Below are 23,329 nucleotides of genomic sequence, written 5' to 3'. Positions count from 1 at the left end.
ACCCCACCGCCCGGCCGCGGTCCGGCTCCGCCCGAGTTGCCGGTGCCGGACTGCCATCGCAGGGTGGAGCCATGACTGATCTCAACGCCAAGAAGGTCGCCTTCCTCGTCGCCAACGAGGGCATCGAGCGGGTGGAGCTGACGGAGCCGTGGGCCGCCGTCGCCGACACCGGCGCCACCCCGGAGCTGCTGGCCCCCGAGAACGGCGAGGTGCAGACGTTCGACCATCTGGACAAGGCCGAGACCCGGCCGGTCGACAAGGAGGTGTCCTCGGCGTCCGTCGAGGACTACGACGCCCTCGTCCTGCCCGGCGGCGTGGCCAACCCCGACCAGCTGCGGATGGACGAGAAGGCCGTCGCCTTCGTACGGGAGTTCGTCGCCACCGGAAAGCCGGTGGCCGCCATCTGCCACGCCCCCTGGACGCTCGTGGAGGCCGGCGTGGTCTCCGGACGGACGGTCACCTCGTGGCCCAGCCTGCAGACCGACCTGCGCAACGCCGGGGCGCAGTGGGTGGACCAGGAGGTCGTCGTGGACGGCAACGTCATCACCAGCCGCAACCCCGGAGACATCCCCGCCTTCACCAACGCCCTGCTGGAGGCGCTGGCACACGGGTCCGCGTCCGCGGGCGCCGCTTCCTGAGCCGCAGTTCTGGTCGAGGCCCCGGAGCTTGAGACCCTGGAGCCGCACCCCTGGTCAGCCGCCCGAGACGGCCAGCTCCGCCTGCGCCACGACGTGACGGGTCGACTCGTCGAGCCGCCGGGACTCCAGCCAGCGGTCCGGCAGGGCCACGTGGCGGGGGGAGCCGGCTCGGCCTCGCTGGCCCTCGGCGGCGTCTCCCGGCCAGACGGCGCCCGGGTCCAACGAGGCGACGAGCGTGTCAAGTGCCTCCAGAGAGTCGACGAGGGCGAGCTGGTTGCGGATGCTGGACCCGGCGGGGAAACCCTTGAGGTACCAGGCGATGTGCTTTCGGATGTCGCGGCAGGCCTTGTACTCGTCGCCGTAGAACTCGACGAGGTACTCCGTGTGCCGGCGCATCGTCGCGGTGACCTCGCCCAGCGTGGGCCGGACCCGCGCCGAGGTGCCGGCGAAAGCGGCTGCGAGGTCCGTGAACAGCCAGGGCCGTCCCAGGCAGCCGCGGCCGACGACGACACCGTCGCAGCCGGTCTCGCGGACCATCCGGAGCGCGTCCTCGGCGGACCAGATGTCGCCGTTGCCCAGAACCGGGATTGTGCGCACCGCCTCCTTGAGCCGCGCCACCGCGGTCCAGTCCGCCTCACCCGAGTAGGCCTGCGCGGCTGTTCTGCCGTGCAGCGCCACGGCCGCGACCCCGGCACGCTCCGCGGTCCGTCCGGCGTCGAGGTAGGTGAGGTGGCCGTCGTCGATGCCTTTGCGCATCTTGACCGTCACCGGCACGTCGTACGGGTCGGCCTCACGCACCGCGGCAGTGACGATGGCCTCGAACAGGTCCTTCTTCCAGGGCAGCGCCGCACCGCCTCCCTTGCGTGTCACCTTGGGCACCGGACAGCCGAAGTTCAGGTCGACATGGTCGGCGCGGTCCTCGGTCACGAGCATCCGCACGGCCTCTCCCACAGTGGCCGGGTCGACGCCGTACAGCTGGATCGAGCGCGGACTCTCCTGCGGGTCGTGCGCGATCAGCCGCATGGTCTCCGGCGTCCGTTCGAGCAGCGCTCTTGAAGTGATCATCTCGCTGACGTACAGCGACGTCGCCCCGCTCGCTCCACCCTGCGCCAGCCCGTCCTCCCCGTACTCGCGGCACAGCCGTCGGAAGGCGCGGTTCGTGATCCCCGCCATGGGAGCCAGCACCACCGGTGACTCGATGAGGTGCCGTCCGATGCGCAGGGCCGACAGGACGGGTGTGCGGGCGCCGGCAGGGGCGGGGGCGGTGCTGGTGATGGTGGTCATGGCGTCCCCAGTGTCCCATCTGCTGCTTGACTGGCCGAATGAGCGCCCTCGTCAGCGTCACCGACCTCAGCGGACAGCTCGCGGGCCTTGTCGTGCTCGACGTCCAGTGGAATCTCACGTCCGCCGGCGGTCCCCCGGGCAGGGACCTGTACGCCGCCGAGCACCTTCCCGGCGCGTCCTTCCTGGACCTCGACACCGAGCTGGCCGGCCCTGTCGCGCCGGGGGTCGTCGGCGGCCGTCACCCCCTCCCCTCCGTCCAGGTCGTCGAGACGGCGCTGCGGCGCTGCGGCGCTGCGGTGTCGACGCTGACCGCGGGGTGGTGGTCTACGACCAGGGTCCGTCGTTCGCGGCCGCCCGAGCCTGGTGGGTCCTGCGCTACGTCGGGCTCGAAGACGTGCGCGTCCTCGACGGCGGGCTGGCCGCCTGGAAACGAGCGGGGCTCCCGACCAGCACGGCGGTCCCCGACCCGGCGCCGGGCTCCTACTCCGTGAGCAGCGGGCACCTGCCGGTCCTGGATGCCCAGCAGGCCGCTCGGGTGGCTCGCGAAGGCAGCCTCCTCGACGCCCGAGCCCTGGAGCGGTTCACCGGAAGCCGCGAGCCGGTCGACCCGGTCGCGGGTCACATCCCGGGAGCGCTGAGCGCGCCGACCACGGACAACGTGACCGGCGACGGCACGTTCCGGACCGGCCCGGACCTACGCAGGCGCTTCCTCGACCTCGGGGTCGCCGCCACCGGGCCGGTCGGCGTGTACTGCGGGTCGGGGGTGACGGCGGCGCACGAGCTGCTCGCCCTGCAGGAGGCCGGGATCGAGGCAGCCCTCTATGTGGGCTCGTGGAGCGACTGGGTCAGCGACCCCTCCAGGCCCGTCGCGACGGGGCCTTAGAGCCAGCCGTACTCGTCGGCGATCCTGACCGCGTCCGCGCGGTTGCGGGCCATCGTCTTCCCGATCGCAGACGAGAGGTGGTTGCGTACGGTGCCCTCCGAGAGGCTGACATGCCTCGCGATGTCGGCCACCGAGCCGCCGTCGCGGGCGGCGATGAGCACCTCCGTCTCGCGGGGGGTCAACGGAGACTCGCCCCCGGCAAGGGAGTCCGCAGCCAGCGTGGGGTCGACGACGCGCAGCCCGGCGTTCACGCGGCGTACCGCCTCCGCCAGCTGCCTGGCCGGCGTGTCCTTGACGACGAAGCCGTGGGCCCCCGCCTGAAGGGCCCGGCGCAGGAAGCCCGGACGCCCGAACGTCGTGACGATGAGGACCCTGACTGCCGGCATCGCCTCGTGTAGGGCGGACGTGGCCGCGATGCCGTCCAGTCCCGGCATCTCGACATCGAGCAGCGCGACGTCCGGACTGGACGCGCGAGCGGTGGCGACGACCTCGTCGCCGCGGCCGACCTCCGCGACCACCTCCATGTCGGGCTCGAGCCCCAAGAGGGTCGCCAGGGCGCCCCGGACGAGGGCCTGGTCGTCGGCGAGCAGCAGACGGATGGTCATGCCTCGGCCCTTTCTTCGGTATGCCTCTGGGCACGGTCGCGTTCCGCGCGACCGACCGACAGCTCGAAACCTCGCGGCGCCAGCGCCTGCGACTCCAGGTGCGCACCGACCGCTGACGCACGCTCGCGCAGGCCCAGCAGGCCGGTCCCCGGGGGACCGGGCGAGTTGCCCGTCCCGTCGTCGGTGATGACGATGCCGTACTCGTCGAGGGTCACCCGGCAGACGGTCGCCCCGCTGTGCCGGATCACGTTGGTCACCCCTTCGCGCAGCGTCCAGGCACAGACCTCGCGCAGGGGAGTGGGCACGGCGTCGGTGGCGCTGGGCAGGTCGGCCGCGATGCCGGCCGCGGCCAGCGACGAGCGGGCCCGTGCGAGCTCGGCGGGCAGGGAGAGATCGCGGAAGCCGGCTACGGCCCGCCGCACGTCGGCGAGGGCGTCCCGCGCCAGCCGCTCCAGGTCAGCCACCTCGGCCTTGGCCCGGTCCGGGCTCACGTCCATGAGCCGGGCCGCCAGCTCGGCCTTCACGGTGATGACGGTGAGACTGTGCCCGAGGATGTCGTGGACGTCGCGGGCCATCCGGTTGCGCTCCTCCTGGATCGCGAGCCGGGCGTTCTCGCGACGAGCCTCCGCCAGCGCCCGCTGGCGTTGCGAGGCCACCATCCCGCCGGTGACCGCCGCCATGGCGAGCACCATGGACATGCTGATGCTGGCGTCGTGAGTCCACCCCGAGATGTGCAGCGTGAGGAACTCGTAGAGCACGACGAGCGACAGCCCGACGACGAGCCCGATCCGCAACCGGAACGTCCACAGACCAGAGACGGCCAGGAACACCCACGTGGTTGCCCCCTCCTGGCCCAGCGTGACCGTCGCCAGCCCGGCCAGCACGGCGAGCCCCGCCCAGCACAGTACGCCGGACCGCGTGATGTACCACGGTCCCGGGGCCGCGGAAACCCGGCTGCCCCAGACCGCGGCAGGCAGATGGGTGAAGTGCAGGAGGTAGAGCGCCACGAAGGCCGCGAGCACGCCCAGGGCGCCGTCACCCCGCACGCTCTCGCGTTCCCGCCACGCGAGCGCGAACGCGTCGGAGAGGAACACCAGCCAGATTCCGGCCATGAAGAGCGCGAGGAGCCGGCCCGGCCACGCCGGGTCCTCTGCCGTCGCCGACAGGCGTGCGGGCACCTCGGGAAGGTCGGGCCCGGGCTGCGGTCCACTCACGACACCAGCCTGTCAGACTCTGCCGGCAGAGCCATCGTGTCGGGCAGGACTGCCGTACCGGCTGTGCCCACGGCGCCTCAGTAGCGCCAGCCCACCGCCAGGGCGAGGGCCGTCCGCTGCCCCGTCGCTGCGCGTTCCCTGACCTGCGCGACCCTCAGCACCTCACCCGTCTGCACGTTCCAGGACAACAGCCAGGACCCATGGCTCCCCCAGGACCGCAGGACGACCGTGCGAGCGTCGGCCCAGCCGAGCGCGGCGCAGCACTGGCCGACGCGACCGGTCCTTCCGTCCGGCGACTCCGGAGCCAGGAGCAGCCGCGCCGACCCGCTCTGCAGGTCGACGGCGGCCAGACCCTGGTAGATCGGCCCGTTCCCCCGGCGGATCACCGGGTGGGTGAGGTTCTGGTCGAAGAACACGCCTGCCACCGCCCGCTCCTGGGTGCCGAGGGTCTCTCCCCACACCTGCGTGACGGGCGCCGCCACGGTGCTGGAGGAGCCGGTCACGCCGCGAGCGTCCTGCACCCTGACGAGGAGGCGGCCCGGCCGCCCCTGGTCCGAGTGCAGCCGGAACCTGCCCTCGTACGCCGTCGGCACGGTCTCGACCGCCCGCGCTCCGGGCTCCTGTACGTCGATGGTCCAGGCCCGGCCTGCGGAGCGGGCCACCACGAGGTCCTGGTCGACCGTCCACCCCGCCACGAGCAGGTTCCGGTCGGGGACCGGGTACGTCGTGAGGTCGCCGGTGCTGATGTCCAGCCGTACGACGGCGCCGGGCTGGGCGAAGACGGCGAAGCGGCCCCTACCTCCCAGGGCGCGCGGCCCCAGGGGCACGTCCGGCTCGTCGTCCGGCCCTCGGACCGGGAGCAGGCGCAGCCTGTCGGCGAGGACCTGCTTCCCCGTGGAGGTGACGAGCACCGCCCGGTAGGCCGCCCCTTCAGGGCGCAGGTACACCGCGGCCACCGCCTCGAGAGGCCGGGGCAGGTCGGACAGGCGGGTCACCCGCGCCGCCGTGTCGATGACGGACGGAACGCCCGCGTCGAACTCGCCGAGCTGCCCCTCCTCTCCCTCCGGGGGCAGCTCCGCGTAGACCGTGCCGTCGGCGAGTGTCCGCAGCGCCGCGCTCGTCGTCGCGGTGGGCCCCGGGGTGGGGCGTGGGGCATCGGTCAGGCGCAGTGCCACCACGAGGGCCAGGACGACGGTCGTGAGGCCCACGGCCGCCACGGCGCGGCGCCGCCTGGCTCGGCGGCGCTCCACGGCGACAGCCCAGGACCGGTGAGCGACGTCGAGCTCCGGTACGGCGGCACTGAGCCTCTCGAGCAGCTGCCCGGGCTCGACCTCGCCCAGGCGCCGCGACCCGTCGGCCGCGACGGGAGCCGCTGCTCGGCGCACCTCGTGCAGGGCCGCCTCGGCGTGTCGCACACTGCCGCCGGAGACCCCCAGGAGCTGGGCCGTCTCCACCTCGCTGCGGCCTTCGAACCAGCGCAGGGTCAGCACTGCTCGCTGGCGCGCCGTCAGGGCCTCCAGCGGGAAGGCATCGACGGCACTGCCGTGCGCGGCAGCCTGGGCGAGATCCCGGCGGGCAGCGCGCGAGGACGCCGCGGCCCGGTAGAGGATGCGGCGCACCGAGGCGTCGGGGTCGTCCTCGCGGGCACGCTGCCAGCGGTCGGCGAGGCGGGCGAGAGCGTCCACGACGAGGGCTTCGGCCTCCGCCAGGTCCCCGCAGACGAGATAGGCCCCGCGCAGCAGGCGGTGCTGCCGAGCTCTGGCGTAGCGGGCGAAGTCCGCGTCCGGCTCGCGCCGCATTCCACCCTCCGACTACGCAGGCTCGGCGTCAGCAGCCGAGCAGCCGCCCGGCGAGGTAGCCCTCGACCTGGTCCAGCCCTACACGGTCCTGCGCCATCGAGTCGCGCTCGCGGATCGTCACCGCCTGGTCCTGGAGGGTGTCGAAGTCCACGGTGATGCAGAACGGCGTGCCGATCTCGTCCTGTCGCCGGTAGCGCCGGCCGATGGCTCCGGCATCGTCGAACTCGATGTTCCAGTGTCGGCGTAGGGCGGCGGCGAGGTCGCGGGCCTTCGGCGACAGGTCGGCGTTGCGGGAGAGCGGCAGGACCGCCGCCTTCACCGGCGCCAGCCTCGTGTCGAGCCTGAGCACGACGCGCTTGTCGACCCCGCCCTTGGTGTTGGGCGCCTCGTCCTCGGTGTAGGCGTCCACGAGGAAGGTCATCAGGCTGCGCGAGAGGCCAGCCGCGGGCTCGATGACGTAGGGCGTGTACTTCTCGCCGGTGGCCTGGTCGAAGTAGACGAGCTCCGTGCCGGAGTGCTTGCTGTGCGTCGTCAGGTCGAAGTCCGTGCGGTTGGCGATGCCTTCCAGCTCACCCCACTCGCTGCCCGTGAAGCCGAACCGGTACTCGATGTCCACCGTCCGCTTGGAGTAGTGGCTCAGCTTCTCCTGGGCGTGCTCGTAGTGGCGCAGGTTGTCGGGCCTGATGCCGAGGTCGGTGTACCAGCGGGTGCGCTCGTCGATCCAGTACTGGTGCCAGTCCTCGTCGTCACCCGGCTTGACGAAGAACTCCATCTCCATCTGCTCGAACTCGCGGGTGCGGAAGATGAAGTTGCCAGGGGTGATCTCGTTGCGGAAGCTCTTGCCGGTCTGCGCGATGCCGAACGGCGGCTTCTTGCGGGCGGAGTTCATCACCGAGAGGAAGTTGAGGAAGATGCCCTGCGCCGTCTCGGGGCGCAGGTAGTGCAGGCCCGACTGGTCCTCGACGACGCCGAGGTAGGTCTTGAGCAGGCCGGAGAACTGGCGCGGCTCCGTCCACTGCCCTCGTGTCCCGCAGTTGGTGCACGCGACATCGGTCAGCTTGACGTCGTCGGGGTTGTCCAGGCCCTTCTTCTCGGCCACCGCCTCCTGCAGGTGGTCCGCCCGGAACCGCTTGTGGCAGCTCAGGCACTCCACGAGGGGGTCGGAGAAGGTGGCGACGTGACCCGAGGCCTCCCACGTCTGGCGTGGCAGGATCACCGAGCTGTCGAGACCCACGATGTCCTCGCGCCCGGTGACCATCGACTTCCACCACTGCCGTTTGATGTTCTCCTTGAGCTCGACCCCGAGCGGCCCGTAGTCCCACGCCGACCGCGTCCCGCCGTAGATCTCGCCGCAGGGAAAGACGAACCCGCGGCGCTTGCACAGGGAGACGACGGTGTCGACGGTGGAGGGTGCGGCCATGCGCAGAAGGTTACTGTGCGGTCCGGCCAGCCTCGACGGCGTATGCCGGGTGTCCGGCGAGACCCCGGCACGCCTTAGAGTGCCCGCGTGTCCACGCGCCAACGCATCGAGAGGGTCAGCACCCCGGCACTCCGGTGGCTCGACAGCCTCCCGAGGGTCGTGCCGTTCGGCCTGGTGCTCGCCCTGATGGTCGCGGGCCTGTTCGTGCCGGGGTGGGGCTGGCTGCTCCTCCTCGTCGTCGTGCTGTTCCTGGTCTGGACCCTCTACCTCTCCTGGCCGGTCCTCGAGGCGACGCCTCGGCTCGCCCGCGTCGCGGTGATCCTCCTGGCCATGGCCATCACGGTCACCCAGGCCTTCCCGAGGCACTGAGAGTCACCCAGCACTGACCTACCGGAAACCGCAGCCGTTTGACCCAGCCGTTTGACAATGATTCTCACTTTCGTTGAGAATCATTGTCATGACGTACGCACTCCTCCGCCTCGCTGCGACGAGCCTCGCGGTGGCGCTGGCCGCGGCGTGCGGTACGTCCGGCAGCAGTGGCGGCGCCGGTGACAAGCTCACCGTCGTGGCGGCCTTCTACCCGCTGGAGTACGCCGCCAGCCAGGTCGGCGGCGGGTACGTCTCGGTGAAGCCACTGACCAAGCCGGGCGCGGAGCCGCACGACCTCGAGCTCACGCCCCGGCAGGTGGCCGACGTGGCGCAGGCCGACGTCGTGGTCTACGAACGAGGCTTCCAGCCTGCCGTCGACGCGGCGGTAGCAAGGCAGGCTCGGCACCGCGCGTTGGACGTCGCCCCGGCGGCGCGCCTGACCCTCACCCTCACCGAGGACGACCACTCGGACGACCACGCGGGCGAGCCGAACCCGACGGACCTCACCAAGGGCGCTCCCGACCCACACTTCTGGCTGGACCCCCTGCGGTACGCCGATGTCGGCGACGCCATCGCCGGCGAGCTGGCTGCGAAGGATCCCTCCCATGCCGACTCCTACCGGGCGAACGCGCAGGCGTTCCGCGCCACGCTCACCTCGCTCGACGCCGAGCTGCGGACAGGCCTGAGCAGGTGCCGGCTCAAGGACCTGGTCACCTCGCACGCCGCCTTCGGGTACCTGGCACGGGCCTACGGCCTGCGGCAGTACAGCATCACCGGCCTGTCACCCGAAGGCGAGCCCAGCCCCACCGCTCTGGCTCGGCTGGCCGCGCTCATCCGCGAGACCGGCGCCACTACCGTCTACGCCGAGACGCTGGTCAGCCAGGACGTCGCCAAGACCCTCGTCCGTGAGACGGGCGCCAGGATGGCGGTCCTCGACCCGGTCGAGGGCATCACGTCTGTCTCCTCGGGCCACGACTACCCGGCCGTGATGCGCGCGGACCTCACCACCCTGCGCGCCGGACAGGAGTGCTCATGACGACCGCCTCCCCTGCAGAGCCGACCGCCGCTCCACCCATCCTGCGGCTTCGACAGGCCTCCTTCGGCTACACCGACCAGCCCGTGGTCCAAGGCGCCGACCTGACCGTACGGGCGGGGGAGGTCGTCGCGGTGCTGGGACCGAACGGCTCCGGCAAGTCCACCCTCGTCCGGGGCCTGATGGGCCTCACCACCCACCTCGGCGGCGAGGTCGAGCTCTTCGGGGTGCCGCGGGCAGAGTTCCACGACTTCGCACGCCTCGGCTATGTGCCCCAGCGGCATACGTTGTCGGCCTCCGTGCGGGCCACCGCTGCCGAGATCGTGGCCGTCGGCAGGCTGGCACACCACCACTGGTGGCGGCCCCTGCTGAGGTCGGCCCGAGACACCGAGATCGTCGAACGGGCGCTGGAGGTCGTGGGCCTGTCCGAGCGGGCCGCTGCGGACGTCTCGACGCTGTCCGGCGGCCAGCAGCGCCGGGTCCTCATCGCCCGGGCCCTCGCCTCGGACCCCGATATCCTCGTCATGGACGAACCGACCGCCGGCATCGACGCGGCGAACCAGCACGTCCTCGCAGAGGTCCTCTCCCGGCTCGCCCGCCGCGGGACCACCATGGTCATCGTCACCCACGAGCTGGCGGCCCTGGCCGGCATCGTCACGCGGATCGTCGTCATCCAGTCGGGGCACGTCGCGTTCGACGGGACGCCTGACGCATTCGCATCGAGGGCAGGGGACTTCGACGCCGGCGCTCATGACCATCACGATGACGACGACAACCGGCTGACCCCCACCGCGCTCGCGGCGGCCCCTGCCGCCGGGCCCCTCGACCCCAAGGGGGTGCGACGCTCGTGACCGAGCTGCTGTCCCTGGACTTCATGCGTCAGGCCTTGCTGGCCGCGGTGCTGGTAGGCATCGCCGCACCGCTCGTCGGGGTCTTCCTCGTCCAGCGGCGCCTGTCCCTCATCGGCGACGGTATGGGTCACGTGGCGCTGGCCGGCGTGGCCGTCGGCGTCCTCACAGGTCACGCGCCGGTCCTCACCGCACTGCTCGCGGCGGTCGCGGCCGCAGTCGCCATCGAGCTCATCCGGGGCCGTGGCAGGACCAGCGGGGACGTTGCGCTCGCGGTGATGTTCTACGGCGGCATCGCGGCCGGGGTGGTCATCATCGCCAAGTCGCCGAGCAGCAGTCCCGCCAACCTCACCGCGTACCTCTTCGGGGCCATCACGACGGCGGACCAGCGCGACCTGTGGGTCTTCGCCGGGCTGGCGGTCGTGGTGCTCCTCACGACCTGGGTGCTGCGCCCCTGGCTGTTCGCCGTGGCGAACGACGAGGAGTACGCACGCGCCGGCGGGCTGCCGGTCACCGGTCTGAACATCGCGCTCGCCGTCCTCACCGCCGTCACCGTCGTCGTCTCGATGCGAGTGGTCGGGCTGCTGCTCATCAGCGCGTTGATGATCATCCCCAACGCGACGGCCCAGCTGCTGGGCCGCAGCTTCCGCGCTTCGGTGCGCTGGGCGGTGCTCGTCGGCGTGGTGTCGAGCGTCGGCGGGGTCGTCGCGTCGTTCTACGCGGAGACTCCCTCGGGCGGGACGATCGTGCTGCTGGCCATCGCCCTGTTCGTCGTCGCGGCGAGCGCCAGTGCCGCCATCGCCAAGGCCCGGGCGCACCAGCACCGCCGGGCCGAACGCCACGACCACGAGCACGGCCCGGACTGCGGACATGCCGCCATCGAGCACCATGACCACGTCGACTATGTGCACGACGGCCACAGGCACGCGGCGCACGAAGGCCACTACGACGAGCACGACCCCGCCCGTCACGAAGCCCGGAAGGAGAACGCGCAGCCATGACCAGAGTGGAAGAACGCCGGACCATGGAGGCCAGCCGGCGCCCGACCCGCCAGCGCGCCGCAGTGGCGGCCGCGCTGGCCGACACGGACGAGTTCCGCTCCGCCCAGGAGCTTCACGCCGTGCTACGCGAGTCGGGCGACCAGGTCGGGCTCGCTACGGTCTACCGCACGCTGCAGAGCATGGCCGCCGACGGCGACATCGACATGCTGCGCACCGACGAGGGCGAGGCGGTCTACCGGGCCTGCTCCACGGGGCACCACCACCACCTGGTGTGCCGGGTCTGCGGTCGCACCGTCGAGGTGGAGGGGCCGACCGTCGAGGCGTGGACGTCGAGGGTCAGCGCCGAGCACGGTTTCACCGACGTGCGTCACACGCTCGAGATCGTCGGCACCTGCCAGGAGTGTCGCCGCTAGGCCGTGACGCTGAGGCCGGTGAGGTCGCTGGGCCGCGAGGTGGCCCAGGACCTCAGGCGGAGGGCACATCCACCGCGCCTCCGTATCGCCGGTCGCGCTCGGCGTACGTCTGGATCGCGGCCCAGAGATGCCGCCGGTCGTAGTCGGGCCATAGGGTGTCCTGGAACACCAGCTCCGCATACGCGCTCTGCCAGAGCAGGAAGTTGCTCGTCCGCTGCTCGCCCGAGGATCGCACGAAGAGGTCGACGTCGGGCATGTCCGGCTCGGGCAGGTGGCGCGCGATCGTGCGCTCGTCGATGGAGCCCGGTCTCAGCCTGCCGCGCTGCACCTGCTCGGCGATCCGCTGGACGGCGTCGGCGATCTCTGCGCGACCGCCGTAGTTGACGCAGAAGTAGAGCGTCAGGCCGGTGTTGTGCCGCGTCAGCTCCTGTGCGGTCTCCAGCTCCTTGATGACGGAGCCCCACAGCCGAGGCCGACGCCCGACCCACCGCATCCGGACGCCCCACTCGTGGAGCTGGTCGCGCCGACGCCGGATGACGTCGCGGTTGAAGCCCATCAGGAAGCGCACCTCGTCGGGGCTGCGCTTCCAGTTCTCGGTGGAGAAGGCGTACGCGGACAGGTGGGTCACCCCTGCCTCGATGGCGCCGGCGGTCACGTCGAGCAGCGCCGCCTCCCCCGCCTCGTGTCCCTTCGTCCGGGGCAGCCCACGCTGGTTGGCCCACCGACCGTTGCCGTCCATGACGATGGCGACGTGCCGGGGCACGAGCTCCGTGGGCAAGGAGGGAGGTCTGGCGCCGCTCGGGTGGGAGAACGGCGTGAGGTACGCACCGCTCACGGCTGGGCCGCCGTGCGCACCGGTGGGAGCGAGGGGTGGACGTGCGCCGGCGCGTCCGCGTCCCGGCGGTCCACCAGACGCAGCGAGCGCACCCCGCGCTCGAGGTGCCACTGCAGGAACGCGCTCGCCAGCGTGCTGCCCTCCCGGCGGTGCCGGCTCTGCGAGGCATCGGCGACCACCCAGTCCCCCGCGAGCAGCGCAGCCAGCAGGGCCAGGGTCTCGGGGGCCGGCGCAGCGGAGCCCATCGGACGGCATACCGGGCACACGGTGCCGCCTGCGGCCAGGTTGAAGGCGCGGTGGGGCCCCTGCGCACCGCAGCGCGCACAGTCATGGAAGCTGGGGGCCCATCCGGCGATGGCCAGCGCGCGCAGCAGGTAGGCGTCGAGCACGAGGCCGGGGTCGTGGGCGCCCTCGGCCATGGACCGCAACGCACCCTGGAGCAGCAGGTACTGCTGCAGGTTGGGCTCCCGCTCCTCGGTGAGCCGGTCGGCCGTCTCCAGCATTGCCGCCGCAGCCGTGTACGTGGTGTAGTCGCGCGCCAGCACGTCACCCCACGAGGCAAGCGACTCCGCCTGGGTCACCGTGTCGAGGCTGCGCCCTTCGTAGCACTGGACGTCCACCATCATCCCCGGCTCGAGCCGTGCACCGAACCGGCTCCTCGTGCGGCGTACCCCCTTACCGACCACCCGGACCTTGCCCAGCGTGCGCGTCAGCATGGTGACGATGCGGTCGGCCTCGCCCAGCTTCTGGGTGCGTAGGACGATCCCTTCGTCGCGGTACAGGGGCATGGGCCCATTGTCCCGCACCGGTCGCGCGCGGGCGGGAGGCCGTGCCGGACCTCCTGATGAACCTCTGCCGAACCTCTCCGCAGTCCTGGCGACTACTAGTACATACGTTCGAAGGAGCGTTATGCTGCGTGAATGGCTATGGCATGGCAGGCCTCGCTCCTCGACGTCGGTGACGAGATCGCGCTGCAGCCGCTCGGCACGGCGACTCGGCGCACGGAGCTGTCCCGTGGGGCGTGGGTCGACTACCGGCCGGGCTGGCTCGCCGGAGCCGACCGGCTCTTCGACCTTCTTCACCGGGAGGTCCCCTGGCACGCCGAGCGGCGCGAGATGTACGAGCGTCTGGTGGACCTTCCGCGCCTGCTGAAGTTCTACGACGAAGGAGAGCCGCTGCCCCATCCGGCCCTGGCGCAGGCCCGGGAGGACCTTACGGACCGATACGCCGACGAGCTGGGCGAGCCCTTCGTCACCGCCGGGATGTGCCTCTACCGGGACGGCAAGGACTCGGTGGCCTGGCACGGCGACCGCATCGGCCGGGCCAAGAACCTGGACACGATGGTCGCGATCCTGTCCGTGGGGTCGGCTCGCTCGCTGATGCTGCGGCCACGAGGGGGCGGCGACTCCCTGCGGTTCTCCCTGGGCCACGGCGACCTGGTCGTCATGGGTGGCTCGTGCCAACGCACCTGGGACCACTGCGTGCCGAAAACCGCGAGACCGGTGGGCCCCCGCATCTCCGTCCAGTTCCGCCCGCGCGGCGTCCGCTGACCCGATGGCTCAGCCAGCGGCGACCGCGCGTTCGGCTCGGTTCACCGCCGACAGAACAGCCGTGAGCGAGGCCTTGACGATCGAGGAGTGCAGGCCCACTCCCCACAGCACGCGGTCGCCCACGGCGCACTCGACATAGGCGGCGGCCCTGGCGTCCCCGCCCGCCGACAGCGCGTGCTCGGCGTAGTCGAGCACGCGGACGTCTACGCCCAGCCTGGACAGCGCGTCGATGAAGGCGGCGATCGGCCCGTTGCCGTCTCCCTCCACGGTGACCTCGCGGCCGTGGTCCAGCATGGTGGCCACGATGTGGTCAGACCCGCCGGTCTCGCTGACCAGGGTGTGGTCCACCGGGGTGAACCGGCCCCAGGCGTTCGCAGCGCCGCCCACCGCGGGCAGGTACTCGTCCTGGAAGGCCTCCCACAGCTGCGCGGGACTGACCTCGCCACCCTCGCTGTCGGTCTTGCCCTGGACGACTCCGCTGAACTCGATCTGCAGGCGGCGCGGCAGGTCCAGCTGGTGCTCCGTCTTGAGGATGTACGCGACGCCGCCCTTGCCCGACTGGCTGTTCACGCGCACGACCGCCTCGTACGACCGTCCGACGTCGTGCGGGTCGATGGGCAGGTACGGGACTCCCCAGACCAGCTGGTCGATGGACCTTCCCGAGGAGGCCACCTGGCGGTCCATGTCCTCGAAGCCCTTCTTGATGGCGTCCTGGTGGGAGCCCGAGAAGGCCGTGAAGACGAGGTCGCCGCCCCACGGATGCCGTTCGGGCACCGGCAGCTGGTTGCAGTGCTCGACCGTCCGGCGGATCTCGTCGAGGTTCGAGAAGTCGATCTGCGGGTCGATGCCCTGGCTGAACAGGTTCATCCCGAGGGTGACGAGGTCCACGTTGCCGGTGCGCTCGCCGTTGCCGAAGAGGCACCCCTCGATGCGGTCGGCACCCGCAAGGTAGCCGAGCTCGGCGGCCGCGACGCCCGTCCCACGGTCGTTGTGCGGGTGCAGCGAGACCACGACCGACTCCCGGCGCTCCAGATGCCGCGTCATCCACTCGATGGAGTCGGCATAGACGTTCGGAGTCGCCATCTCGACCGTGGCCGGGAGGTTGATGATCATCTTGTGGTCCGGCGTCGGGTCGATGACGTCGATGACCTCGTTGCAGATGCGCACGGCGAAGTCGAGCTCAGTCCCGGTGTAGGACTCCGGGCTGTACTCGTAGTACACGGTGGTGTCCGGGATGGTCTCCTCCAGCTTGCGGCACAGCCTCGCCGCCTGGAGCGCGATGTCGACGATGCCGTCCTGGTCGAGGCCGAACACGACCCTGCGCTGGAGCACCGACGTCGAGTTGTAGAAGTGGACGATCGCCTGCTTCGCCCCACGGATGGCGTCGAACGTCCGCTCGACGAGATGGTCGCGACACTGGGTCAGGACCTGGATGGTCACGTCCCGGGGGATCATGTCGTCCTCGATGAGCATGCGCACGAAGTCGAAGTCGGTCTGGCTCGCGCTGGGGAAGCCGACCTCGATCTCCTTGTACCCCATACGGACGAGGAGCTCGAACATCCGCTTCTTGCGGTCCGGGCTCATCGGGTCGATCAGCGCCTGGTTCCCGTCCCTCAGGTCGACAGCGCACCACCGGGGCGCGTGCTGGATCACCCTGGTGGGCCAGGTCCGGTCCGGCAGGTCGACCTTGATCTGGTCCTGGAACGGCAGGTACTTGGCGACCGGCATCCCGGAGGGCTGCTGCGGGTGGATCATGGTCTCTCGCCTATCGGTTCGTTGCTGGGTGGCTCGGTCAGAGCCTCAGCCTGGGCAACGCTACTCCGCGACGAGGGGCGGCTGATCTGTCAGGCCCCGCCGCGGCGGCGAAGGAGAAGGTGCACGAGACGCACGGCAGGAGAGTATGTCGCCGCGGATCGACGCGTCCATCTTCGCCACGTCGCCGCTCACGATCCGGACAGCAGCGTGGCTCAGGCGAAGATGCCGGAGTACGCATTGAGCGCGGGCTGCCCGCCGAGGTGGGCGTACAGGACGGTGGAGCCCGCAGGGATCTCCCCCGACGACACCAGGTCGACCAGTCCGGCCATGGACTTCCCCTCGTAGACCGGGTCGATGATCATGCCTTCCAGCCGCCCGCTGAGCCGGATGGCCTCGACCGTCGAGTCGACCGGGATGCCGTACAGATCCCCAGCCCACCCCTCGAGTACCGTGACCTCGTCGTCCCTGAGCTCACGCTCGAGGCCGATGAGGCCGGCGGTGTGGCGGGCGATCCGCCTGACCTGGTCACGGGTGCGTTCGAGCGTGGCGGAGGCGTCGACGCCGAGGATCCGGCGGGTGGGTCCGCCGGCGTCCTCGAGCGCCGCGAAGCCGGCGACCATGCCGGCGTGGGTGGAGCCGGTCACCGTGCAGACGACGATGGTGTCGAAGAACACGCCCAGCTCCCGCTCCTGCTGGGCGACCTCGTAGGCCCACCCCGCGAACCCGAGACCGCCGAGCGGGTGCTCGGAGGCACCGGCAGGGATCCCGTACGGCTTCCCACCGGACTCCTCGACCTCCCGGAGGGCGTCCTCCCAGGAGGAACGGATGCCGATGTCGAACCCGTGTGGGTCCAACCTCGCGTCCGCGCCCATGATCCGCGACAGGAGGATATTTCCCACCTTGTCGTTCACCGGGTCGTCCCAGTCCACCCACCGCTCCTGGACGAGCCTGCACCGCAGCCCCAGCTTCGCCGCCACTGCGGCCACCTGACGGGTGTGGTTGGACTGGTACCCGCCGATCGAGACCAGCGTGTCTGCCCCCTGCGCGAGAACGTCCGGAACGATGTACTCCAGCTTCCGGGTCTTGTTGCCACCGAACGCCAGACCGCTGTTGCAGTCCTCGCGCTTGGCCCAGAGGTCGGCACCGCCGAGGTGCGCCGTGAGCCGGTCGAGCCGGTGCACGGGACTGGGCCCGAAGGTGAGGGGGTACCGCGGAAAGTCGTGGATCGACACGTCATTCTCCTTCTCGGGGATCGAGCGGGGCGCACGGCTGCGGGAAACCGGATGCGACGATGGCCGTGCCGCCGCCACCATGGTCTCCATGAAGCTTCCCGACGGACTCAGGTCCCGGCCGCTGACGCCGGCTGACGCCCACGCGACGTACGAGCTGTTCGCGGCAGCCGAGAAGCACGACACCGGCCAGGTGGTCGTCGAGCCGGAGGACATCGAGGGGGGCTGGGCCCGTCCGAGCTTCGACCTCGAGCACGAGAGTGTCGGTGTCTTCGACCGGGAGCGGCTCGTGGCTGCCGGTGAGGTGTACAAGGCGCGCCGGGCCGAGGCGACCGTTCACCCGGCGGACCGGGGACGCGGCATCGGCACCTGGCTGGCGACGTGGGCCCAGGAGTGCAGCGCCCGCAGAGGAGGGACCGTCGTCGGACAGACTGTCCCGGTGGGCGGGGACGCCGAGGCGCTGTTCCGGCGGCTCGGCTACCGCAAGGGCTGGCAGTCCTGGGTGCTCGTGGTGCCGGAAGGGGCTCGGATCGAGCCCCAGCCGCTGCCCAGGGGCTACACGCTGCGCGACTTGCGTCCCGGCATCGACGACGAGGCGGCCTTCCGCCTCGTCGAGGACGCGTTCAACGAGTGGCCGGACCGTCAGGCCAGCACCTTCGAGGACTGGGCGGCCGGCACCATCCACCGCCCCGGGTTCGAGCCGTGGCAGCTGCGGCTGGCGGTGGCACCGGACGGAGCGGCGGCGGCCGTCGCCTTCACGATCATGACGGACGGCTGCGGCTACGTGGACCAGCTCGCCACGCGCCGTGACCAGCGAGGCAAGGGCTTGGCTCGGGCCCTGCTGGTCGACGCCTTCGCCAGAGCACGCGAGCACGGCGCCACGCGTAGCGAGCTGGCCACGGACTCGCGGACAGGCGCCCTGCCGCTCTACGAGCATGTCGGGATGCAGATCAGCCAGTGGTACCAGCACTGGATGACCGACGTCCCAGCACGGTGAGCACCTGAGCGCCGTCAGCGGCGCTTGAGCAGCTCTTCGGCGATCTGGACGGCGTTGAGGGCCGCGCCCTTGCGCAGGTTGTCCCCCACGACGAACAGCACGAGGCCCTTGCCCTGTGGTGCCGCCTGGTCGGCGCGGACGCGACCCACGAACACCTCGTCACGACCTGCCGCCTCCAGCGGGTTCGGCACGTCTGCCACGACGACTCCGGGCGCCTTCGCCAGCAGCCGCAGGGCCTCGTCGGTGGACAGGTCGGAGGAGAACTCCGCGTGGATGGCCAGCGAGTGCCCGGTGAAGACCGGGACCCTGACGCAGGTGCCCGAGACCCGCAGGTCGGGCAGGTGCAGGATCTTGCGCGACTCGTTGCGCAGCTTCTGCTCCTCGTCGGTCTCCAACGAGCCGTCGTCGACGATGGAGCCGGCGAGCGGGATGACGTTGAAGCCGACGGGGACCGCGTACACGGTGGCCGGCGGGACCTGCACCGCACGGCCGTCGAGCGCCAGCTCGGCCGGCGCGCCCGCGGCATAGGCGCCGCGCAGCTGGCCGTCGAGCTCCTGCACGCCCTTGCCCCCGGAGCCGGACACGGCCTGGTACGAGGCCACGGTGAGACGGACCAGGCCGGCTGCGTCGTGCAGCGGCTTCAGCACCGGCATCGCCGCCATGGTGGTGCAGTTCGGGTTGGCGACGATTCCCTTCGGGACCGAGTCCAGGTCGTCGGCGTTGACCTCGCTGACCACGAGCGGGACGTCGGGGTCCTTGCGCCAGGCGGAGGAGTTGTCGACGACCACGGCGCCGGCCGCAGCGACCTTCGGCGCCCACTCCTTCGACGTCGAGCCGCCATTGGAGAACAGTGCGATGTCGAGCCCGGAGAAGTCCGCCGTGGCGGTGTCCTCCACCGTCACCTCGGTGCCCGCCCAGGGCAGGGTGGTCCCCGCCGAACGCTCGGACGCGAAGTAGCGCATCTCGTCCACCGGGAAGCCACGCTCGCTCAACAGCGTGCGCATGACCGACCCGACCTGGCCCGTGGCTCCGAAGACTCCGACTCGCATGGGCGCAAGTCTAGAAGGCCACCCGGGACGTCGGGTCTCGGGCCCACGATGTGGCGAGATGCCTGCGGAGCGCGAGCCGGAGCCGCGCGGCTCAGAAGCCCAGCCGCTGCAGCTGCTTGGGGTCGCGCTGCCAGTCCTTGGCGATCTTGACGTGCAGGTCGAGGTACACCTTCTGGCCCAGCAGGGCCTCGATGCCCCGGCGGGCTGTCGTCCCGACCTGTCGCAGCCGTGAGCCCCCCCGGCCGATGATGATGGCCTTCTGGGAGGAACGCTCGACGAACACGTTGACCCGGACGTCGAGCAGCGGCTTGTCCGCAGGGCGGCCCTCGCGCGGCACCATCTCCTCGACGACCACCGCCAGCGAGTGGGGCAGCTCGTCGCGGACGCCCTCCAGCGCCGCCTCGCGGACCAGCTCCGCGATCATGATCGTCTCCGGCTCGTCGGTCAGGACTCCCTGGGGGTAGAGCGGTCCCGGAGAGGGCGGAAGGTAGGACGACAGCACCTGCGCCACGTCGTCGACCTGACGGCCGTCCACGGCGGAGCACGGCACGATCGCGTCCCACGAGCCCAGCTGGTCGATCGAGATGAGGTGCTCGGCCAGCCGTTGGCGGTCCACGGCGTCGATCTTCGTGGCGATCGCCACGACCGGTCGCCGCTTTCCCTGCTGGATCTCCTTGAGCTCGCGGGCGATGAAGGAGTCCCCCGGCCCGGTCTTCTGGTCCGCCGGCAGGCAGAACCCGATCACGTCCACCTCGAGCAGGGTCTCCCGCACCACGTCGTTGAGCCGCTCGCCGAGCAGCGTCCGCGGCTTGTGCAGACCGGGGGTGTCGACGAGCACCAGCTGGGAGGTGGGGGTGGTGACGATGCCCCGGATCGTGTGCCGGGTGGTCTGCGGCTTGGACGAGGTGATGGCGACCTTGTGGCCCACCAAGGCGTTCGTCAGCGTCGACTTTCCGGCGTTGGGGCGTCCGACCAGGCAGGCGAAGCCGGCGACATACGCGGCGCCATCCGCGGCGACATCGCCAGGCACCTGCCTGCTCGGACCGTCGGCCGTCATGACACTCCCTCGCGCTCTGGCTCCACGGTACTGGGCCGCACCGGGAGGGCCTCACCCTCAGGTGCCGGCTGCGCCATCCGCTCGACGATCACCGAGGCGATGCGGTGGCGACGGCCAGCCATCCGCTCCGCCGTCAGCCGCAGGCCGCCGACCTCGCAGCGAGAGCCGACGATGGGAACCCGGCCGATGGTCTTGCCGATGAGACCTCCCACGGTGTCGACCTCGTCCTCCTCGATGTCCACGTCGAAGAGGTCCGCGAGGTCGTCGATGTCCATGGTGGCGGGCACCCGGAACCTCCCGTCGCCCAGCTCCTCGACACCGGGCGCCTCCCGGTCGTACTCGTCGGCGATCTCGCCGACGATCTCCTCGAGGATGTCCTCGATCGTCACGAGGCCCGCCGTGCCGCCGTACTCGTCCACGACCACGGCGAAGTGGCTCTGGTCGCGCTGCATCTCGCGCAGCAGGTCGTCGACCGGCTTGCTCTCCGGGACGAAGTGCATGGGCCGCATCTGGGTCGTGACCGGCAGCGACCCCGCGTCGTGGTCGGCGTTGACCCGCCGGGCGACGTCCTTGAAGTACAGCAGCCCCAGCACGTCGTCCGACCCGTCTCCCACCACGGGGATCCTGGAGAACCCGGAACGCAGGAACAGCGACATGGCGGACCGCAGCGTCTTCTCGCCGTCGATGGTCACCATGTCGGTGCGCGGCACCATGACCTCGCGGACGACGGTGTCGCCGAGCTCGAAGACGGAGTGGATCATCTCGCGCTCCTGCGCCTCGATGACCGCGCTCTCGCCGGCGAGGTCGACGAGGTCGCGCAGCTCCGACTCGTTCTGGAACGGACCGTCGCGGTACCCGCGGCCCGGCGTCACCGCGTTGCCCAGCGCGACGAGCACCCGGGCGAGCGGGCCGAGGAAGGTCCGCAGGCCCACGATGACCGGCGAGGCCAGCAGCGCCACCGTGTCCGAGTGCTGACGGCCCAGGGTGCGCGGCGAGACCCCGACGACCACGAAGGAGACCAGCGCCATCACTCCGATCGCCAGGAGCAGCGGCTTCCAGAACCCGTCGACGAGGTCGACGGCCCCCAGGGTGATCAGGACAGCGGTCGTCGCCTCGGCGACGATACGCAGGAACGCCGTGACGGACAGGTAGGCCGCGCTGTCGCCGACCACCCGCGCAAGCGCCGCCGAACCGCGCCGCCGCTCCTCGAGCAGCTCGTGCGCGCGCACGCGGGACATCCGCCAGATCGCCGCCTCGGCCGCCGAGAGGAGGAAGGCCAGCGCGATGCTGAGGAGCGCCGTGAGGACGAGCCCGGTCATCGGTGCCTCATCAGGTGGTGGGCCGCCCGCGGCCCGCCAGGAAGGTGAGCACGAGCTGCCGCTGCAGCTCGAACATCTCGCGCTCCTCCTCCGGCTCGGCGTGGTCGTACCCCAGCAGGTGCAGGATCCCGTGCGTCGTGAGCAGGAGCAGCTCCTCCTCGGTGGCGTGCCCCGCCTCAGCGGCCTGCCGGGCGGCGACCGAGGGGCACAGGACGATGTCGCCCAGGACGCCCTCCGCGGGCTCCTCGCCCTCCCGCCCCGGACGCAGCTCGTCCATCGGGAACGACATGACGTCGGTCGGTCCGGGCAGGTCCATCCACTGCACGTGGAGTACCTCCATGGCCGCCTCGTCGACGAGCCGCAGGCACAGGTCCGCCCCAGGGTGGACCCGCATCTCCTTCATCACGTACCGGCTCAGCGCCACGAGCTCCAGCTCGTCGAGCCGGTGGTCGGTCTCATTGAGAACGTCGACGCTCACGCTGTCCTCGTCCTCCCTGCGGACCGCTCGGCTGACCGCTCTGGTGACCGCCCTGCTGAGGGCGGGAGTGGCCGTTCTGCTGCCCCTCGTCCCACTTGCCGTAGGCGTCGACGATCGCTCCGACGAGTCGGTGGCGCACCACGTCCTGCGGCGTCAGGAGCGAGAAGTGGATGTCCTCCACGTCGGCCAGGATGTCGCGGACGACCCGGAGCCCCGAGCGGGTGCCGTCGGGCAGGTCGATCTGGGTCACGTCGCCGGTCACCACCATCTTGGAGCCGAAGCCGAGCCGGGTCAGGAACATCTTCATCTGCTCCGGCGAGGTGTTCTGGGCCTCGTCGAGGATGATGAACGCGTCATTGAGAGTTCTGCCACGCATGTAGGCGAGGGGGGCCACCTCGATCGTGCCCGCCGCCATCAGCCGGGGGATGGACTCCGGGTCGACCATGTCGTGCAGCGCGTCGTAGAGCGGTCGGAGGTAGGGGTCGATCTTGTCGTTGAGGGTCCCGGGCAGGAAGCCCAGCCGCTCTCCCGCCTCGACGGCCGGTCGGGTCAGGATGATCCGGTTCACCTGCTTGGCCTGGAGCGCTGCAACGGCCTTGGCCATGGCGAGGTACGTCTTGCCCGTGCCCGCCGGTCCGATGCCGAAGACCACGGTGTGCTGGTCGATCGCGTCGACGTAGTGCTTCTGGTTCAGCGTCTTGGGACGGATCGTCCGGCCGCGGGAGGACACGATGTTCATCGTCAGCACGTCGGCCGGCCGCTCCGACGTCTGGGCGCGGAGCATGCTGATGGAGCGCTCCACCGCGTCCCGGTTCAGCGGCTGGCCGCCCTCGATCACGAGCAGCAGCTCGTCGATCGTGCGCTCGGCCAGAGCCACCTCGGCGCTCGGGCCGGACAGGTGGAACTCGTTGCCCCGGACGTGGATCTGCAGCTGGGGAAAGGCCCGCTCCATGGTGCGCAGGAGCTCGTCGCGCGGACCCAGCAGCGTCACCATCTGGACCTGTGGCGGGATCTCCACGGTGTGGGTGGGGACCGGGCGGGCAGCGTCGGGTGCTCCGCCCGGCGTGGTCGGATGGTCGGCATCAGGCATGGTCCACCCAGTCTACGGTGCGCCTCAGCCAGGCGGCCACGTCAGTGCCCGGCCCCCCAGGACATGCAGATGCGCGTGCAGCACGGACTGCTGCGCGTCGGCCCCCGTGTTGAACACCGTGCGGTAGCCGCCTTCCGCCACCCCCTCCTGACGAGCCACCTGCGCCGCTGCGCCGAGCAGGGCGACGAGGTCGTCCGGGGCCTGCTCGGCGAGGGCGGCCACGGTGGGGACGTGCAGCCTCGGGATGACGAGGACATGGGTGGGGGCCTGCGGGTCGACGTCCCGGAAGGCCACCGTGGCCTCGTCCTCGTGGACCAGAGTCGCCGGGATCTCACCGGAGGCGATCCTGCAGAAGAGGCAGGCCGCGTCGCGGGCACGTTCGGGGGTTCCTCGACCTGTGGTCTCCGGACCAGGTGTCGCTGCTGCCATGAACCGAGGGTATCCGCGCGTCAACCCGGCAAAG

General features: G+C 71.1%; 25 protein-coding genes. 9 read left to right on the top strand and 16 right to left on the bottom strand.

Annotated elements, in window-relative coordinates; translation table 11 throughout:
• The first annotated feature begins 71 nt into the window (after window positions 1-71).
• Window positions 72-638, top strand: coding sequence for a type 1 glutamine amidotransferase domain-containing protein (locus tag PHA84_RS08760; protein WP_270887717.1), 567 nt, complete (start codon window positions 72-74; stop codon window positions 636-638).
• Window positions 639-692: 54 nt separating this feature from the next.
• Here PHA84_RS08760 and dusB read toward each other — a convergent pair whose 3' ends face one another.
• Window positions 693-1,922, bottom strand: a complete 1,230-nt coding sequence (gene dusB / locus PHA84_RS08755; protein ID WP_270887716.1) for a tRNA dihydrouridine synthase DusB — start codon at window positions 1,920-1,922, stop codon at window positions 693-695.
• A complete protein-coding gene (locus PHA84_RS08750; protein WP_270887937.1) occupies window positions 1,919-2,164 on the bottom strand; it encodes a hypothetical protein in 246 nt (81 codons plus the stop codon). The genes dusB and PHA84_RS08750 overlap by 4 nt, the downstream gene beginning before the upstream one ends.
• 77 nt (window positions 2,165-2,241) lie before the next feature.
• Between PHA84_RS08750 and PHA84_RS08745 the strand changes: the two genes are divergently transcribed.
• Entirely contained in the window at window positions 2,242-2,805 is a 564-nt protein-coding gene (locus PHA84_RS08745) for a sulfurtransferase (RefSeq protein ID WP_333742256.1), read from the top strand.
• Here the strand turns inward: PHA84_RS08745 and PHA84_RS08740 are convergent.
• The 4 genes from PHA84_RS08740 to PHA84_RS08725 form a co-directional block, all read right to left on the bottom strand.
• Complete coding sequence (locus PHA84_RS08740) at window positions 2,802-3,410, bottom strand: response regulator transcription factor (protein ID WP_270887715.1); 609 nt, start codon at window positions 3,408-3,410, stop codon at window positions 2,802-2,804. The genes PHA84_RS08745 and PHA84_RS08740 overlap by 4 nt on opposite strands.
• Window positions 3,407-4,624 (bottom strand): sensor histidine kinase, encoded by a 1,218-nt coding sequence (locus tag PHA84_RS08735; protein ID WP_270887714.1) that lies wholly within the window; start codon window positions 4,622-4,624, stop codon window positions 3,407-3,409. Before PHA84_RS08735 ends, PHA84_RS08740 begins: the two co-directional genes overlap by 4 nt.
• Before the next feature lie 77 nt (window positions 4,625-4,701).
• Window positions 4,702-6,423 carry a sigma factor-like helix-turn-helix DNA-binding protein gene (locus PHA84_RS08730; protein ID WP_270887713.1) on the bottom strand — a complete coding sequence of 574 codons (1,722 nt, stop codon included), beginning with the start codon at window positions 6,421-6,423 and terminating at the stop codon, window positions 4,702-4,704.
• Window positions 6,424-6,451: 28 nt separating this feature from the next.
• A complete protein-coding gene (locus tag PHA84_RS08725; RefSeq protein WP_270887712.1) occupies window positions 6,452-7,843 on the bottom strand; it encodes a glycine--tRNA ligase in 1,392 nt (463 codons plus the stop codon).
• Window positions 7,844-7,930: 87 nt separating this feature from the next.
• Here PHA84_RS08725 and PHA84_RS08720 point away from each other — a divergent pair, with 87 nt between their 5' ends.
• The 5 genes from PHA84_RS08720 to PHA84_RS08700 all read left to right on the top strand — a co-directional run bounded on the left by PHA84_RS08720 (window position 7,931) and on the right by PHA84_RS08700 (window position 11,507).
• Window positions 7,931-8,212, top strand: coding sequence for a DUF6703 family protein (locus PHA84_RS08720; protein WP_270887711.1), 282 nt, complete (start codon window positions 7,931-7,933; stop codon window positions 8,210-8,212).
• An 88-nt stretch (window positions 8,213-8,300) separates the two neighbouring features.
• On the top strand, window positions 8,301-9,248 hold the full coding sequence (locus PHA84_RS08715; RefSeq protein WP_270887710.1) for a metal ABC transporter substrate-binding protein: 948 nt from the start codon (window positions 8,301-8,303) through the stop codon (window positions 9,246-9,248).
• Window positions 9,245-10,096 (top strand): metal ABC transporter ATP-binding protein, encoded by an 852-nt coding sequence (locus PHA84_RS08710; protein ID WP_270887709.1) that lies wholly within the window; start codon window positions 9,245-9,247, stop codon window positions 10,094-10,096. The genes PHA84_RS08715 and PHA84_RS08710 overlap by 4 nt, the downstream gene beginning before the upstream one ends.
• Window positions 10,093-11,094 carry a metal ABC transporter permease gene (locus tag PHA84_RS08705; protein WP_270887708.1) on the top strand — a complete coding sequence of 334 codons (1,002 nt, stop codon included), beginning with the start codon at window positions 10,093-10,095 and terminating at the stop codon, window positions 11,092-11,094. The genes PHA84_RS08710 and PHA84_RS08705 overlap by 4 nt, the downstream gene beginning before the upstream one ends.
• Window positions 11,091-11,507, top strand: a complete 417-nt coding sequence (locus PHA84_RS08700; RefSeq protein ID WP_270887707.1) for a Fur family transcriptional regulator — start codon at window positions 11,091-11,093, stop codon at window positions 11,505-11,507. The genes PHA84_RS08705 and PHA84_RS08700 overlap by 4 nt, the downstream gene beginning before the upstream one ends.
• Window positions 11,508-11,559: 52 nt before the next feature.
• Here the strand turns inward: PHA84_RS08700 and PHA84_RS08695 are convergent, their stop codons facing one another.
• Window positions 11,560-12,342 (bottom strand): isoprenyl transferase, encoded by a 783-nt coding sequence (locus PHA84_RS08695; protein ID WP_270887706.1) that lies wholly within the window; start codon window positions 12,340-12,342, stop codon window positions 11,560-11,562.
• The gene (recO, locus tag PHA84_RS08690) at window positions 12,339-13,130 is read right to left on the bottom strand and encodes a DNA repair protein RecO (RefSeq protein ID WP_270887705.1); all 792 of its coding nucleotides are present in this window, start codon (window positions 13,128-13,130) and stop codon (window positions 12,339-12,341) included. The genes PHA84_RS08695 and recO overlap by 4 nt, the downstream gene beginning before the upstream one ends.
• A gap of 132 nt (window positions 13,131-13,262) precedes the next feature.
• On the opposite strand from recO, the gene PHA84_RS08685 reads away from it, so the two are divergent.
• Window positions 13,263-13,892, top strand: coding sequence for an alpha-ketoglutarate-dependent dioxygenase AlkB (locus PHA84_RS08685; protein WP_270887704.1), 630 nt, complete (start codon window positions 13,263-13,265; stop codon window positions 13,890-13,892).
• Between the two features lie 9 nt (window positions 13,893-13,901).
• On the opposite strand, the gene leuA is transcribed toward PHA84_RS08685, so the two are convergent.
• Both leuA and PHA84_RS08675 read right to left on the bottom strand, forming a co-directional pair.
• Window positions 13,902-15,647: a 2-isopropylmalate synthase gene (gene leuA, locus PHA84_RS08680; RefSeq protein ID WP_270887703.1), complete on the bottom strand. Its 1,746-nt coding sequence runs from the start codon at window positions 15,645-15,647 to the stop codon at window positions 13,902-13,904.
• A 212-nt stretch (window positions 15,648-15,859) separates the two neighbouring features.
• Window positions 15,860-16,879 (bottom strand): 1-aminocyclopropane-1-carboxylate deaminase, encoded by a 1,020-nt coding sequence (locus tag PHA84_RS08675; RefSeq protein WP_270887702.1) that lies wholly within the window; start codon window positions 16,877-16,879, stop codon window positions 15,860-15,862.
• Window positions 16,880-16,967: 88 nt separating this feature from the next.
• Here PHA84_RS08675 and PHA84_RS08670 point away from each other — a divergent pair, with 88 nt between their 5' ends.
• The gene (locus PHA84_RS08670; RefSeq protein ID WP_270887701.1) at window positions 16,968-17,873 is read left to right on the top strand and encodes a GNAT family N-acetyltransferase; all 906 of its coding nucleotides are present in this window, start codon (window positions 16,968-16,970) and stop codon (window positions 17,871-17,873) included.
• Between the two features lie 14 nt (window positions 17,874-17,887).
• Here PHA84_RS08670 and PHA84_RS08665 read toward each other — a convergent pair whose 3' ends face one another.
• The 6 genes from PHA84_RS08665 to PHA84_RS08640 all read right to left on the bottom strand — a co-directional run bounded on the left by PHA84_RS08665 (window position 17,888) and on the right by PHA84_RS08640 (window position 23,295).
• The gene (locus PHA84_RS08665) at window positions 17,888-18,922 is read right to left on the bottom strand and encodes an aspartate-semialdehyde dehydrogenase (RefSeq protein ID WP_270887700.1); all 1,035 of its coding nucleotides are present in this window, start codon (window positions 18,920-18,922) and stop codon (window positions 17,888-17,890) included.
• Between the two features lie 91 nt (window positions 18,923-19,013).
• A complete protein-coding gene (gene era, locus PHA84_RS08660) occupies window positions 19,014-19,979 on the bottom strand; it encodes a GTPase Era (RefSeq protein ID WP_270887699.1) in 966 nt (321 codons plus the stop codon).
• Window positions 19,976-21,298: a hemolysin family protein gene (locus PHA84_RS08655; RefSeq protein WP_270887698.1), complete on the bottom strand. Its 1,323-nt coding sequence runs from the start codon at window positions 21,296-21,298 to the stop codon at window positions 19,976-19,978. Before PHA84_RS08655 ends, era begins: the two co-directional genes overlap by 4 nt.
• 10 nt (window positions 21,299-21,308) lie before the next feature.
• A complete protein-coding gene (gene ybeY / locus PHA84_RS08650) occupies window positions 21,309-21,776 on the bottom strand; it encodes an rRNA maturation RNase YbeY (RefSeq protein WP_270887697.1) in 468 nt (155 codons plus the stop codon).
• On the bottom strand, window positions 21,754-22,866 hold the full coding sequence (locus PHA84_RS08645; protein WP_442952858.1) for a PhoH family protein: 1,113 nt from the start codon (window positions 22,864-22,866) through the stop codon (window positions 21,754-21,756). Before PHA84_RS08645 ends, ybeY begins: the two co-directional genes overlap by 23 nt.
• A gap of 24 nt (window positions 22,867-22,890) precedes the next feature.
• The gene (locus PHA84_RS08640; protein WP_270887696.1) at window positions 22,891-23,295 is read right to left on the bottom strand and encodes a histidine triad nucleotide-binding protein; all 405 of its coding nucleotides are present in this window, start codon (window positions 23,293-23,295) and stop codon (window positions 22,891-22,893) included.
• Between the last annotated feature and the right edge of the window lie 34 nt (window positions 23,296-23,329).

It is taken from the genome of Pedococcus sp. 5OH_020 (assembly GCF_027812955.1).
GTDB lineage: Bacteria > Actinomycetota > Actinomycetes > Actinomycetales > Dermatophilaceae > Pedococcus.
Note: the sequence above shows the minus strand (reverse complement) of the source record. Positions and strands in the feature narration are given on the sequence as shown.

Coding starts and splice junctions, on each gene's coding strand:
- PHA84_RS08685 (WP_270887704.1), top strand. CDS start 13,263: ATGGCTATGGCATGGCAGGCCTCGCTCCTCGACGTCGGTGACGAGATC.
- era (WP_270887699.1), bottom strand. CDS start 19,979: ATGACGGCCGACGGTCCGAGCAGGCAGGTGCCTGGCGATGTCGCCGCG.
- PHA84_RS08655 (WP_270887698.1), bottom strand. CDS start 21,298: ATGACCGGGCTCGTCCTCACGGCGCTCCTCAGCATCGCGCTGGCCTTC.
- PHA84_RS08665 (WP_270887700.1), bottom strand. CDS start 18,922: ATGCGAGTCGGAGTCTTCGGAGCCACGGGCCAGGTCGGGTCGGTCATG.
- PHA84_RS08760 (WP_270887717.1), top strand. CDS start 72: ATGACTGATCTCAACGCCAAGAAGGTCGCCTTCCTCGTCGCCAACGAG.
- PHA84_RS08740 (WP_270887715.1), bottom strand. CDS start 3,410: ATGACCATCCGTCTGCTGCTCGCCGACGACCAGGCCCTCGTCCGGGGC.
- PHA84_RS08715 (WP_270887710.1), top strand. CDS start 8,301: ATGACGTACGCACTCCTCCGCCTCGCTGCGACGAGCCTCGCGGTGGCG.
- PHA84_RS08645 (WP_442952858.1), bottom strand. CDS start 22,866: ATGCCTGATGCCGACCATCCGACCACGCCGGGCGGAGCACCCGACGCT.
- PHA84_RS08710 (WP_270887709.1), top strand. CDS start 9,245: ATGACGACCGCCTCCCCTGCAGAGCCGACCGCCGCTCCACCCATCCTG.
- dusB (WP_270887716.1), bottom strand. CDS start 1,922: ATGACCACCATCACCAGCACCGCCCCCGCCCCTGCCGGCGCCCGCACA.
- PHA84_RS08640 (WP_270887696.1), bottom strand. CDS start 23,295: ATGGCAGCAGCGACACCTGGTCCGGAGACCACAGGTCGAGGAACCCCC.
- recO (WP_270887705.1), bottom strand. CDS start 13,130: ATGCCCCTGTACCGCGACGAAGGGATCGTCCTACGCACCCAGAAGCTG.
- PHA84_RS08725 (WP_270887712.1), bottom strand. CDS start 7,843: ATGGCCGCACCCTCCACCGTCGACACCGTCGTCTCCCTGTGCAAGCGC.
- leuA (WP_270887703.1), bottom strand. CDS start 15,647: ATGATCCACCCGCAGCAGCCCTCCGGGATGCCGGTCGCCAAGTACCTG.
- PHA84_RS08730 (WP_270887713.1), bottom strand. CDS start 6,423: ATGCGGCGCGAGCCGGACGCGGACTTCGCCCGCTACGCCAGAGCTCGG.
- PHA84_RS08670 (WP_270887701.1), top strand. CDS start 16,968: ATGAAGCTTCCCGACGGACTCAGGTCCCGGCCGCTGACGCCGGCTGAC.
- PHA84_RS08700 (WP_270887707.1), top strand. CDS start 11,091: ATGACCAGAGTGGAAGAACGCCGGACCATGGAGGCCAGCCGGCGCCCG.